The sequence below is a fragment of the Kitasatospora sp. NPDC048286 genome (assembly GCF_043201735.1).
GTDB lineage: Bacteria > Actinomycetota > Actinomycetes > Streptomycetales > Streptomycetaceae > Kitasatospora.
Genome location: NZ_JBICZE010000029.1, coordinates 21,546 through 34,434, shown reverse-complemented (window position 1 = coordinate 34,434; position 12,889 = coordinate 21,546). Strand labels below are relative to the sequence as shown.

The 12,889-nt window shown below is 74.5% G+C and carries 10 protein-coding genes; 8 read left to right on the top strand and 2 right to left on the bottom strand.

Going from position 1 to position 12,889, the window contains the following annotated elements:
- The first annotated feature begins 58 nt into the window (after nucleotides 1-58).
- From ACGF13_RS39245 to ACGF13_RS39235, 3 genes are all read left to right on the top strand, one after another.
- Nucleotides 59-1,489 carry an AAA family ATPase gene (locus ACGF13_RS39245; protein WP_392884347.1) on the top strand — a complete coding sequence of 477 codons (1,431 nt, stop codon included), beginning with the start codon at nucleotides 59-61 and terminating at the stop codon, nucleotides 1,487-1,489.
- An 8-nt stretch (nucleotides 1,490-1,497) separates the two neighbouring features.
- The gene (locus ACGF13_RS39240) at nucleotides 1,498-1,896 is read left to right on the top strand and encodes a nucleotide pyrophosphohydrolase (RefSeq protein ID WP_392884368.1); all 399 of its coding nucleotides are present in this window, start codon (nucleotides 1,498-1,500) and stop codon (nucleotides 1,894-1,896) included.
- A 165-nt stretch (nucleotides 1,897-2,061) separates the two neighbouring features.
- A complete protein-coding gene (locus ACGF13_RS39235; protein ID WP_392884346.1) occupies nucleotides 2,062-2,766 on the top strand; it encodes a DUF6099 family protein in 705 nt (234 codons plus the stop codon).
- Here the strand turns inward: ACGF13_RS39235 and ACGF13_RS39230 are convergent.
- Complete coding sequence (locus tag ACGF13_RS39230) at nucleotides 2,712-2,948, bottom strand: hypothetical protein (protein ID WP_392884345.1); 237 nt, start codon at nucleotides 2,946-2,948, stop codon at nucleotides 2,712-2,714. The two genes, ACGF13_RS39235 and ACGF13_RS39230, sit on opposite strands and share 55 nt — an antisense overlap.
- Nucleotides 2,949-3,413: 465 nt before the next feature.
- On the opposite strand from ACGF13_RS39230, the gene helR reads away from it, so the two are divergent.
- On the top strand, nucleotides 3,414-5,570 hold the full coding sequence (gene helR / locus ACGF13_RS39225) for an RNA polymerase recycling motor ATPase HelR (protein WP_392884344.1): 2,157 nt from the start codon (nucleotides 3,414-3,416) through the stop codon (nucleotides 5,568-5,570).
- Between the two features lie 125 nt (nucleotides 5,571-5,695).
- Nucleotides 5,696-5,995 (top strand): DUF6087 family protein, encoded by a 300-nt coding sequence (locus tag ACGF13_RS39220; protein ID WP_392884343.1) that lies wholly within the window; start codon nucleotides 5,696-5,698, stop codon nucleotides 5,993-5,995.
- Nucleotides 5,996-6,170: 175 nt separating this feature from the next.
- On the opposite strand, the gene dapD is transcribed toward ACGF13_RS39220, so the two are convergent.
- Nucleotides 6,171-7,175, bottom strand: coding sequence for a 2,3,4,5-tetrahydropyridine-2,6-dicarboxylate N-succinyltransferase (dapD, locus tag ACGF13_RS39215; RefSeq protein ID WP_392884341.1), 1,005 nt, complete (start codon nucleotides 7,173-7,175; stop codon nucleotides 6,171-6,173).
- Between the two features lie 141 nt (nucleotides 7,176-7,316).
- Between dapD and ACGF13_RS39210 the strand changes: the two genes are divergently transcribed.
- The 3 genes from ACGF13_RS39210 to argF all read left to right on the top strand — a co-directional run bounded on the left by ACGF13_RS39210 (nucleotide 7,317) and on the right by argF (nucleotide 12,787).
- Complete coding sequence (locus tag ACGF13_RS39210; protein WP_392884340.1) at nucleotides 7,317-8,912, top strand: 3' terminal RNA ribose 2'-O-methyltransferase Hen1; 1,596 nt, start codon at nucleotides 7,317-7,319, stop codon at nucleotides 8,910-8,912.
- Nucleotides 8,909-11,617, top strand: coding sequence for a polynucleotide kinase-phosphatase (locus ACGF13_RS39205; RefSeq protein ID WP_392884339.1), 2,709 nt, complete (start codon nucleotides 8,909-8,911; stop codon nucleotides 11,615-11,617). The genes ACGF13_RS39210 and ACGF13_RS39205 overlap by 4 nt, the downstream gene beginning before the upstream one ends.
- Nucleotides 11,618-11,785: 168 nt before the next feature.
- Nucleotides 11,786-12,787: an ornithine carbamoyltransferase gene (gene argF / locus ACGF13_RS39200; protein ID WP_392884338.1), complete on the top strand. Its 1,002-nt coding sequence runs from the start codon at nucleotides 11,786-11,788 to the stop codon at nucleotides 12,785-12,787.
- Nucleotides 12,788-12,889: the final 102 nt, after the last annotated feature.

Below are 12,889 nucleotides of genomic sequence, written 5' to 3'. Positions count from 1 at the left end.
CAGGTCCGCAAGGCCGTCCCAGCTCCGACCGGGCGCCCCGGGGCCCGACCGGCCGCCCGTGCCGCGCCCCACCGTCGAGGAGCTCCGGCTCACCTCGTTCAAGTCCTACCGGCGCGCGGTGCTGCCGCTCGCGCCCCTCACGGTGCTGCACGGGCCCGCCGGGGTCGGCAAGTCCAACGCGCTCGACGCGCTGGCCGTGCTGTCCCGGCTCGCCCTCGGCGAGGAGATCGCCGACTCGCTGGACGGGCTGCCCGAACGCACCGGCCCGCTCGCCGCACCCGTCCGGGGCGGCCTGGACGGGTGCGTCCCGCACGGACGGGACGCGATCATCCTCGGCTGCACCGTCCGCTCGCCGCACGGCCTGATCCGGCTCGACGTGGTCGTCCGCACCGACGGCCCGGTCCGGATCGCCCGGGAGTCGCTCACCCTCGACGGCCGGACCCTGATGGACACCGGCGAACAGGACGTCCGCAATCGGCGGGTCAACGTCTGCTGGCACAACGACACCCGCCAGGGCGACATCCGCGCGCCGTTCCCCAGCGGCACGATGATCACCGCCCAGCTGCCGCTGCGGGTCGCGGGCTCGTCGGCCGGGGAGTGCCTCGTCCTCGCCGCCACCGAGGACCTGCTCACCGCCCTGCGCGAGGTCTTCCCGCTGCACCCCGTCCCCGCGCTGATGCGCGGCTGGGCGCGGGCCGACCCGCAGGCCCGGCTGCGCAGCAACGCCGCCAACATCTCCGCCGTCGTCGCCCGGCTGAGCAACGAGTGCCCGCGCCGGTACGGGCAACTGCTGCGCGCCGTGCAGTCCGCCGCACCGCACCCGCTGCTCGGGCTCACCCTCGCCGAGCGCGAGAGCGCGGGCGTACGGCGGGTCCTCGCCGTCTTCGACGAGGGCGTCCTCGGGCGCACCGGCGCGGACCAGGCCTCCGACGGCATGCTGCGCCACCTCGCCTTCGCCGCGGTGCTGCTGACCGGGGCCGGGGTGCTCGACCTCGACGTGGCCGCCGAGGTGCCCTGGGCGCACCGGCAGCTCACCGTGCTGGCCGAGGACCTGGGAGCGGGGCTCTCCGGCGAGCAGACCGCCACGCTGCTGCGGCTGGCGCGGGACATGGCGGACCGCAGCCAGCTGCGGGTGGTCGCGGCCCTGCAGGAGCCGGCGGCGGCGCGGGAGGTGCTGGGCGGCGCGCCCGGGGGCGGGATGGTGCTGGTCGAGTGCCGGCGGGATCCGGACTCCGGGTTCACGGTGCTGCGGCCGGAGACGGCGCGGGTGCCGGTCCAGGGCGGACGAGGGGAGGCGGCCGGGGAGACGGCGGACCCGTTCGACGGGGTGCCGGCAGGGGGCGCGGCAGCGGATGAGGACCGGTCGGACGAGCCGTCGGGTGAGCGGTCGGCGGAGCAGGCGGGGGCGGCCGGATCCCCGGTGGGCGGTGGGGCGTCCACGACGGGCGCTGGGGCGGCGGGCCGCGATGCGGTAGACCTGGAGGGGTGAGCGAACGAGTGACGGGGCCGGCGGAGCCCACCGTGGCGGCCCTGCGGCAGCGGTTGGTGGAATTCGCGGCGGCCCGGCGGTGGGAGCCCTTCCACACCCCGAAGAACCTGGCGGCGGCGCTGAGCGTGGAGGCGGGGGAGCTGCTGGAGATCTTCCAGTGGCTGACGCCCGAGCAGGCGGCGTCGGTGATGTCCGACCCGGAGCGCGCGCACCGGGTGCACGACGAGGTCGCGGACGTGTTGGCCTACCTGCTGCAGTTCTGCACGGCGGTCGGGGTGGATCCGCTGGAGGCCCTGGCGGCCAAGATCGAGCGGAACGAGCTCCGCTTCCCGGTGCCGGTGGACGCGGCCGAACCAGGTGAAAATGTGGCCGGCGTCAACTCGGAGGTGGGCGACCAACCCTTGTGAGGGACGGGAGTCATCCACAACCCCCCACTTGTCCACAGCTTCTGACAACGTGGATGCGCGCTCGCGCTCTTCCTCGCACGCTTTCGCCGTGACCAGCCGTCACCACACGGACCGCCCTCCCGGCGGCCGGGGCGACGGCGACAGCGAGCGAGGGGAGCGGTGGCCATGGAGGCGCTGCGACTGATCAAGACGGCCCGGCACGCCCTGGCCGAGGCCAGGCACGTACCGGACGTCCTGGCCGAGGCGCGGCAGGCCGCGCTGCTCACCGAGGCGGTGGGCGCCAGGTTGGCGGAGTCGGAGGACGAGGAGCTCACCGGGCTGGGGCAGCAGCTGTCCGAGGCCGGGGCGCACGCGGCGGTCTGCCTGGACCGCTCCGTGGTCCGCGCCGCCCTGGTGAGCGGCGGCCGGGCCGCGCGGCCCACCGACCTCGGGGACTTGGAGCCCGCTCTCGGAGCGCTCGACGGGCTGCTCCAGGAGGTCGGCGAGACGCTGGTGGTGCTGGCCTGCGGGGCGGACACCGAGAGCCTCTACTGGACGTGCATCGACGGCGTGGACGCGGTGTCGGAGTGCAAGGACCTCACCGCGCGGCTGCGCGAGGCGGCGGTCCGGGGCGGAGAGGCGCAGCCCGCGGTGCTCGGCGGGGCGGAACGGGAACGGGAGCGGGCCGGTGGCGGGGCGCCGTTACTGGTGGTCCGGCTCGGCCCGCCGGGCGAGGCCGGTCCGCGGGGCGGCGGCGCGGCGAGTGGCCGCGGCTCGCCCCCCGGCAGTGGCCCACCCGGGGCGGGCGGGCCGGCCGAGGAGGAACGGTCGGCGGGCTACCGGGAGCCCGAGGCGTCCGAGGCCTCGGAGGTGTCCGTGCCGGTCGGATAGGCGGTGGAGTCGCCGCTCCCGGGGACGGAGCCCTGGAGTTCGTCGAGGTCCGCGGTGACGGAGGCGAGCAGTTCCTGCATCTGCTCCAGCAGGCTCTTGGGGGTGGTGGGTCCGGCCGAGGTGCCGTCGGCCGAGCCCGTCGGGCTGCTCGGGAACTGCGGCGTGGCAGATGGTTCGGACATCACGGGACCTCTTCGGATCGGTGGTGCGGCGTGGAGCGGCCGACGGTGGCTCGGCCGCACGGCGGGAGGCGGCAGTTGCCCGCCACCGGGGCACCCACCCCGCCGTTGCACCCAACGAACCGCTCCGGGTGTCGTCACCCGGACACCACCCGATGCGGTCCAACTCCGGCGCGCGGTAAGCCTCCCGGGTGAGGCGGGGTTGCCGTCGCGGCGCTGCCTCGGCTAGGCGCGGAGCGGCTCGGGGCACGGAGCGGGACGGCGGCCGGTGACGCGGAGCCGGGTGGTGGTCGGCCGCGTGGAGCGGGGCGTCGGCGGACACGCCCGGAGAGGAGACCGGAGGTGAGGTGGAGACGGCTCGGGGGAGAACCCACCCCTTGCCACTCTCAACGTATAGCGCATGGGGGGTCTTGCGGCAAGGCCCCCGTGGTGGCGCACAATCGCAGGCCTCAGATCGGAGCTGATGCCATGAACAGCCGGACCACCAGCGCGTTCGACCTTCCCGCCCGCCTCGCCGCCAAGGCCGATCCCGAGCTGATCGGCGAGGACGAGCGGCACTTCGCGGCCATCGCGGAGAGCCTGGAGCAGTCGATCGCCGAGCTGTCCGACCGCCTCGACGCGCTCCGCCGCGCGCCGGGCGGCCTCGGGCGGGAGGCGATGGACCGGGACATCGAGGTGCACAGGCTGACCGGTCGGCTGCGTGCCCTGCGCCGCTTCGGGCTGGACCTGTGCCTGGGACGGGTCGTCCTCGCGGACGACCCGGAGCCGGTGTTCATCGGGCGGCTCGGCCTCACCGACAGTGAGGGGCGCCGACTGCTGGTCGACTGGCGCTCGCCCGCCGCCGAGCCGTTCTTCGCGGCCACCCACGCCGACCCGATGGGTCTGGCGAGCCGGCGCCGGTACCGCTGGACGGGCGGCCGGATCGGCGACTACTGGGACGAGGTGTTCACCGCCGAGGCCCTGGAGGGGCACGCCGCGCTGGACGACCAGTCCGCGTTCATCGCCAGCCTGGGCGGCAACCGGTCGGCCCGGATGCGGGACGTGCTGGCCACCATCCAGGCGGACCAGGACGCCGTCATCCGGGCCGGGTCCCGGGGCGCCCTGGTGGTGGACGGCGGCCCCGGCACCGGGAAGACGGTCGTCGCGCTGCACCGCTCCGCGTACCTGCTCTACTCCGACCCCAGGCTCGGCCACCGGCGCGGCGGCGTGCTGTTCGTCGGCCCGCACCAGCCCTACCTGGCCTACGTCGCCGACGTCCTGCCCAGCCTCGGCGAGGAGGGGGTGCGCACCTGCACCGTGCGGGACCTCGTCGCCGAGGGGGCGAAGGCCGGGGCCGAGCGGGACGCCGGGGTGGCCCGCCTGAAGTCCTCGGTCGACATGGTGAAGGCGATCGAGAAGGCCGTCCGGTTCTACGAGGAGCCGCCGACCGAGGGCATGGAGGTCACCACCCACTGGGCCGACCTCTGGCTGAGCGCCGAGGACTGGTCCGACGCGTTCGACGCACCGGACCCGGGCACCCCGCACAACGAGGCCCGCGAGCAGATCTGGGAGGAGCTGGCCACGATCCTGATGGACAAGCTGGACGAGGACGAGGGCGTCTCACCGGAGCTGTTCCGCCGGTCGCTGCGGCAGGACCGCGAGCTGGTCGAGACGCTCAACCGGGCCTGGCCGCTGCTCGACGCGGCCGACCTGGTCGGCGACCTCTGGTCGGTGCCCGCCTACCTGCGGATGTGCGCGCCCTGGCTGGCGCCCGAAGAGGTCCGCAGGCTCCAGCGCAAGGACGCGCCCCAGGCCTGGACGGTCTCCGACCTGCCGCTGCTGGACGCGGCCCGGCAGCGGCTCGGCGATCCGGAGGCGGACCTGCGGCGGCGCCGGCGGGAGGCCGCGGCCGCCGCCGAGCGCGAACGGATGGCCGACGTCATCGGCGACCTCCTGCAGGCCGACGACGACGGTGAGGGCGCGGTGGCGATGCTGCGCGGGCGCGACCTCCAGGACACCCTGGTCGACGAGACGGCCCTGCCCGTCGCCGACCCGGAACCGCTCGCCGGGCCGTTCGCGCACATCGTGGTGGACGAGGCCCAGGAGCTGACCGACGCGGAGTGGCAGATGCTGCTGCTGCGCTGCCCGTCCCGGAGCTTCACCATCGTCGGGGACCGGGCACAGGCCAGGCACGGTTTCACGGAGTCCTGGCGGGAGCGGCTGGAGCGGATCGGGCTCGACCGGAGCACGGTGGCCTCGCTGAGCATCAACTACCGGACGCCGGAAGAGGTCATGGCCGAAGCCGAGCCCGCGATCCGGGCCGCGCTGCCCGACGCCAACGTGCCGACCTCCGTCCGCAGCAGCGGCATCCCCGTCGCGCACGGGTCGGCGGCGGAGCTGGACGCCGTCCTGGACGGCTGGCTCGCCGAGCACACCGAGGGGATCGCCTGTGTGATCGGCGCCCCCGGCTTCGAGGCGCGGCCGCGGGTCCGGTCGCTGACCCCGGAGCTGTCCAAGGGGCTCGAGTTCGACCTGGTCGTCCTGGTCGACCCGGAGGCGTTCGGCGGGGGCGTCGAGGGAGCCGTCGACCGCTACGTCGCGATGACCAGGGCGACGCAACGGCTGGTGGTCCTCAGGAGCACGTGAGAAGACGGCGGCGGGCGGCGGAGGGAGCGGGGTGTGGAAGAAGGGAGCGGAGGGGTTGAAACGCGCCTCGCCCGGTCGGGTGACGCGGGTGTCGGGTGACGGCGGCGGGAGGCCAGACTGGGGCGATGGACGAGGAGGAACCACTGGCGTCGTGGGCGGCCAGGCGGGCGCAACGGCTACGGCCGGTCGGGCAGTTGCGGGCCGTACGGCTCACGGGCGGGCGACAGCGGGGTGCCCATGTGACGCCGGGTGAACCGAGGCTGATCGTACGCTGGGACGGCTACCAGTGGTTGCCGGAGACGGTGGCCGAGGACTACGCCACCGCCCAACGGATCCTGTACGGGATCGAGGGCGCGGGAGCACCGCGGCCCGGGCGTCAGGCCCGGCGGCCGAGGAAGGCGCCGGGGCGCCACCGCAAGCCCTGACGCCCGCGCGGGCAGGTCCACTCGCAGCGGTGCCCGAGCCGCACCCGGACCACGAGCCGCCCCGGTCGCGGCCGAACCCGGGGAAGGAGCGGTTCCCGGGAAGCGCGCGGCCCCCCGGAAGCGCGCGGGGTCCGGCGCCACCCGGCGCCGGACCCCGACAGCCCCTGCCCGTAGGTCAGTTGTGGGCGTGCAGGTCGGCGTTCAGACCGCCCCAGGAGCCGGAGCGGGCGATGACCTCGACCGCGCCGCTCTGCGAGTTGCGGCGGAACAGCAGGTTGTCCTGGCCGGACAGCTCGACGGCCTTGGCCACCGTGCCGTCCGGGGTGGTGACCCGGGTGCCGGCGGTCACGTACAGGCCGGCCTCGACCACGCAGTCGCTGCCGAGCGAGATGCCGATGCCCGCGTTGGCGCCGAGCAGGCAGCGCTCGCCGACCGAGACGACCTGCTTGCCGCCACCGGACAGGGTGCCCATGATCGAGGCGCCGCCGCCGATGTCGCTGTGGTCGCCGACGACGACGCCCGCGCTGATCCGGCCCTCGACCATGGACGTGCCCAGCGTGCCGGCGTTGAAGTTGACGAAGCCCTCGTGCATCACGGTGGTGCCGGCGGCCAGGTGCGCGCCGAGCCGGACGCGGTCGGCGTGGGCGATGCGCACACCGGTCGGGGCGACGTAGTCGGTCATCCGCGGGAACTTGTCGATCCCGTACACGGCCAGCTGGCCGCCCTGGGCGCGCACGGCCAGGCGGGCCTGCTCGACCTTGTCCACCGGGACGGGGCCGACGCTGGTCCAGGCGACGTTGGCCAGCAGGCCGAAGATGCCGTCCAGGTTCTGGCCGTGCGGCTTGACCAGCCGGTGGCTGAGCAGGTGCAGGCGCAGGTACACGTCGTGCGTGTCGAGCGGCTTCTCGTCCAGCGAGGCGATGGTGGTGCGCACGGCGACCACCTCGACGCCGCGGCGCGCGTCGGCGCGCAGCGCCTCGGCCGCGCCGGCACCGAGCTCGGCCTCGGCCTGCTCGGCGGTCAGCCGGACGGTGCCGGCCGGGCCGGGCTCGGCGGCCAGCGCGGGAGCGGGGAACCAGGTGTCGAGGACGGTGCCGTCGGCGGCGATGGTGGCCAGGCCGGCGGCCACGGCGCCGGTCGCCGCGGAGGTGGATTCGAGCGAGGTGGATTCAGCAGTCACACCGTGCACGTTAACCAATGCGGGGCCCCGGTGCCGAACACGCCCACCGGGCGGACGCGCCCGGCGGACGCGCTGGTCGGCGGCCCGCGGGGCGGGAAAACCCGGTGCTCGGCGCTCCGGTGCTGGGCAATACTTCAGCGGGTGTTCATGTCGATCTCCACCACCGGCAGCGCCGAGGCCCCGGCCACGGACCTCGGGTTCCTGCTGCACAAGCACCCCGGCAAGGTCCAGCAATTCACCACGTCGCACGGCGAGGCCCACGTCTTCTACCCCGAGGCGGGGGACGAGCTCTGCACGGCGGCACTGCTGCTGGACATCGACCCGATCGCGCTGGTCCGCAAGGGCCGGGGCGACGGCAGGGGGCGCGGCGGCTCGCCCGACTTCGCGCTCTCCCAGTACGTCAACGACCGCCCGTACGCCGCGTCCTCGCTGCTCGCGGTGGCGCTGCGGACGGTGTTCCGGTCCGCCATGAAGGGCGCCTGCCCGGCCCGCCCCGAACTGCCGGCGCGGGTGCGCCCGCTGCGGATCGAGCTGCCCGCCGTGCCCGCGAACGGCGCGGGCGAGGCCGGCGGCCCGGCCCTGGTGGCCCGGCTGTTCGAGCCGCTGGGCTGGCGGGTCGAGGCGACGGCGATCGCGCTGGACGAGTCCTTCCCCGAGTGGGGCGAGTCCCGCCACGTGCGGATCGCGCTCTCCTCCGACGCGGTCCGGCTCGCCGACGCGCTCCAGCAGCTGTACGTGCTGCTGCCGGTGCTGGACGGCGCCAAGCACTACTGGGTCGCCCCGGACGAGGTGGACAAGCTGCTCGCGGCCGGCCAGGGCTGGCTGGCGGCCCACCCGGAGCGCGCCCTGATCACCCGCCGCTACCTGGCCCGGCGCTGGTCGCTGACCAGGGCCGCGATGGAGCGACTGGAGCTGGCCCGGCTGGCGGAGGCCGACGACCGCGAGGTCGAGGAGATCGACAACGCGGTCGACGACCGGCCCGAGGAGGAGGTGCGGGAACAGCCGGAGCCCAGGCAGCCCTCGCTCGCCGAGCAGCGCCGCGCCGCGATCCTCACCGCGCTGCGCGAGACCGGCGCCGCCCGCGTCGCCGATCTCGGCTGCGGCCAGGGCGAGTTGATCGGCGAGCTGCTCAAGGACGCCCGGTTCACCGGGATCCTCGGCGTGGACGTCTCCACCAGGGCACTGCGGGTGGCGAGTCGTAAGCTGGGCCTGGAGCGGTTGTCGGAGCGTCAGGCGGCCCGGTTGTCGCTGGTGCAGGGAGCGCTCACCTACACCGACGTCCGGCTCAAGGGCTTCGACGCGGCGGTGCTGTGCGAGGTGATCGAGCACCTGGACCTGCCGCGGCTGCCCGCGCTGGAGTACGCGGTGTTCGGCGCCGCCCGGCCGAGGACGGTCGTGGTCACCACGCCGAACGCCGAGTACAACGTCCGCTGGGACAGCCTGCCGGCGGGCGCCGTCCGGCACGCCGACCACCGCTTCGAGTGGTCCCGGGCCGAGTTCCGCGCCTGGACCGGGAAGGTCGCCGCCGCGTACGGCTACACCGTGGAGCTGCGCCCGGTCGGTCCACAGGACGAGGAGGTCGGCGCCCCGACCCAGCTGGCCCTGTTCACCACGTCCGCTCCGACCACCACGACCACCGCGACCACCATGCCCACCACGTCCGCTCCGACCGCCACGACCACGGCACCCACCACGCCCACCCCGACCACGACGCCCGAAGGAGGCGAGCCCCGATGACCGATGACACGACCGACACCCCCGACACCCCCGGCGAGAGCCGGGACCAGGACCGCGCGGAGAGCGCCACCCCCCGCCGCCTCCCCGTCACCGACGTCTCCCTCGTCGTCCTGATCGGCACCAGTGGCGCGGGCAAGTCCACCTTCGCCCGCCGCCACTTCCTGCCCACCCAGGTGGTCTCCTCCGACTTCTGCCGGGGTCTGGTCGCCGACGACGAGAACGACCAGTCCGCCTCCGCCGAGGCCTTCGACGTTCTGCACTACATCGTCGGCAAGCGCCTGGCGGCCGGCCGGCTGACCGTCGTGGACGCCACCAACGTGCAGCCCGAGGCCCGCCGGCAGCTGGTCGCGATCGCCCGCGAGCACGACGTGCTGCCGATCGCGATCGTCCTGGACGTCCCACCGGGGGTGTGCGCCGAGCGCAACCGCTCCCGCCCGGACCGTCAGCTGCCGGCCCATGTGATCCCCCGCCAGCACCGGGAACTGCGCCGCTCCCTCCGAGGCCTGGAGCGCGAGGGCTTCCGCAAGGTGCACGTCCTGCGCGGCGAGGCCGAGGTCGCGGCCGCCGAGATCGTGCTGGAGAAGCGCTACAACGACCTGCGTCACCTCACCGGCCCGTTCGACCTCGTCGGCGACATCCACGGCTGCCGCTCCGAGCTGGAGACCCTGCTGACCCGGCTCGGCTACACGCTCACCCGGGACGCCGAGGGCCGCCCGGTGGACGCCGCGCACCCCGCGGGCCGCACCGCCGTCTTCGTCGGCGACCTGGTCGACCGCGGCCCCGACACCCCGGGCGTGCTGCGCCTGGTGATGGGCATGGTGGCGGCCGGCCACGCGCTCTGCGTGCCGGGCAACCACGAGAACAAGCTGGGCCGGGCGATGGACGGCAAGAAGGTCAACGTCGCCTACGGCCTCCAGGAGTCGCTGGACCAGCTGGCGGGGGAGAGCGAGGAGTTCCGGGCCGAGGTCCGCGCGTTCATGCGCGGCCTGGTCAGCCACTACCTGCTGGACGGCGGTGCCCTGGTGGTCTGCCACGCCGGTCTGCCGGAGAGGTACCACGGTCGCAACTCCGGCCGGGTCCGCTCGCACGCGCTGTACGGGGACACCACCGGCGAGACCGACGAGTACGGCCTGCCGGTGCGCTACCCGTGGGCGGAGGAGTACCGGGGCCGGGCGCTGGTGGTCTACGGCCACACCCCGGTGCCGGCCGCGAGCTTCGTCAACAACACCGTCTGCCTGGACACCGGCTGCGTCTTCGGCGGCAGCCTGACCGCGCTGCGCTACCCGGAGCGCGAGCTGGTGAGCGTCGAGGCGGAGCGCGAGTGGTACGCCCCGGCGCGTCCGCTGGTCACCGACGCGCCGGGCGCCCGCGAGGGCCGTCCGCTGGACCTCGCCGACGTGGCCGGGCGCCGGATCGTCGAGACCGGGCTGCACGGGCGGGTGGCCGTCCGGGAGGAGAACGCGGCCGCGGCGCTGGAGGTGATGAGCCGCTTCGCGCTGGACCCGCGGCTGCTCGCCTACCTGCCGCCGACCATGGCACCGAGCGCCACCTCCCGACGGGACGGCTACCTGGAGCACCCGGAGGAGGCCTTCCTCGGCTACCGGGCCGACGGCGTGCGGCACCTGGTCTGCGAGGAGAAGCACATGGGCTCGCGCGCGGTGCTGCTGGTCGCCCGGGAGGAGGCCGCGCTGGAGCGCCGTTTCGGTGTGGCCGGCCCCGGTGCGATCTGGACCCGGACCGGCCGCGCCTTCCTCGTCGACGAGGAGCTGACCGGCGCCGTGCTCGGCCGGGTCCGGGAGGCCGCCGAGCGCGCCGGGCTGTTCGAGGAGCTGGCCACCGACTGGCTGCTGCAGGACGCCGAGCTGATGCCCTGGTCGCTGAAGGCGGTGGAACTGCTGCGCCGCCAGTACGCGGCGGTCGGCGCGGCGGCGGGCGCCGTCCTGCCGGAGGTGCTGTCCGCGCTGGAGCGGGCGGCCGGGCGCGGCCTGGACCTGGCCCACCTGACCGCCCGCCAGCGGCAGCGCGCGGCCGACGCGCAGGCGTTCACCGAGGCGTACCGGCGTTACTGCTGGCCGACGGAGGGCCTGTCGGGCATCCGGCTCGCACCGTTCCAGCTGCTCGCGGCCGAGGGGGTGAACCTGGCGGTGCGCCCGCACGACGAGCACCTGGCCTGGATCGATCGCCTGGTGGCCGCCGACGCGACCGGCGCCGCCGACGGCACGGAACACCCGCAGGACCCTCGGCACCCGCAGGACCCGCAGCACCCGGAGCACCGGAAGGAGCCGGTGCTGCACCGTACCCGCCGGATCCTGGTGGACACCGAGGACGAGGCCTCGATGGCCGCCGCCACCGCCTGGTGGGAGGAGCTGACCGCGGCGGGTGGCGAGGGCATGGTGGTCAAGCCGCTGGCCTCGCTGGTCTGCACGGTGCGCGGCGAGGGACGGCCGGGCGGCCTGGTGCAGCCCGGGGTGAAGGTGCGCGGCCGGGAGTACCTGCGGATCATCTACGGCCCGGACTACACCGAGCACCTCGACCGGCTGCGCCTGCGCGCGCTGGGCCACAAGCGCTCGCTGGCGCTGCGCGAGTACGCGCTGGGCCTGGAGGCGCTGGACCGGCTGGCGGCGGGGGAGCCGCTGTGGCGGGTGCACGAGCCGGTCTTCGCGGTGCTCGCGCTGGAGTCGGAGCCGGTCGATCCGCGACTGTGAGCGCGGTGCCGGAAGGCGGGGAGCCCTTCGCGGGCTCCCCGCGGGCTCCCCGTGGGCTTCCCCGGAACCCCCTCCTGTGGGACCGTCCCGGCCCCGCCTCTGTATAGAAATTCCGAGTATCGTATAGACTTGCCGCTTCCTCCAGTCCCGTCACCCCAGGAGCCCGGCATGGCCTTCAACCTCCGGAACAGGCACTTCCTCAAGGAGCTCGACTTCACGCCCCAGGAGTTCCGCTTCCTGGTGGACCTCGCCGCCACGCTCAAGGCGGCGAAGTACGCGGGCACCGAGCAGCCCAGACTGCGCGGCAGGAACATCGCGCTGATCTTCGAGAAGACCTCCACCCGCACCCGCTGCGCCTTCGAGGTCGCCGCCCACGATCAGGGCGCCACCACCACCTACCTGGACCCCACGGGCTCCCAGATCGGCCACAAGGAGTCCATCAGGGACACCGCCCGGGTGCTCGGCCGGATGTTCGACGGCATCGAGTACCGCGGCCACGGCCAGGAGATCGTCGAGGAACTGGCCGAGTACGCCGGCGTCCCGGTCTGGAACGGCCTGACCGACGAGTGGCACCCCACCCAGATGCTGGCCGACGTGCTCACCGTCACCGAGCACACGCCCAAGCCGCTCCCCGAGGTCGCCCTCGCCTACCTCGGCGACGCCCGTTCCAACATGGGCAACTCGCTGCTGGTCACCGGCGCCATGCTCGGCATGGACATCCGGATCGTCGCCCCGCGCGCGCTCTGGCCGACCGAGGAGGTGCAGAAGTCGGCGCGGGACCTGGCCGAGACGACCGGGGCCCGGATCACCCTCACCGAGGACGTGGCCGAGGGCGTGGCCGGCGCCGACTTCCTCTACACCGACGTCTGGGTCTCGATGGGCGAGCCCAAGGAGGTCTGGGCCGAGCGGATCGAGTTGCTCAAGCCGTACCAGGTCTCCATGGACACCGTCCGGGCCACCGGCAACCCGGACGTGAAGTTCCTGCACTGCCTGCCCGCCTTCCACGACCTCGGCACGGTGGTCGGGCGGCAGATGCACGAGGCGACCGGCATGAGCGAGCTGGAGTGCACCGACGAACTGTTCGAGTCGGCGCACTCCGTCGTGTTCGACCAGGCCGAGAACCGGCTGCACACCATCAAGGCGGTGCTGGTCGCCACCCTCGGCTCCTGACTCCCGATTCCTGACCGAGGGGTGAGGGGCGAGGACCCTTCCGATCCGAACGGCTCCTGGGCCCGAACGACTCCTGGCCCGAACGGCTCCCCGGGCCGCGGG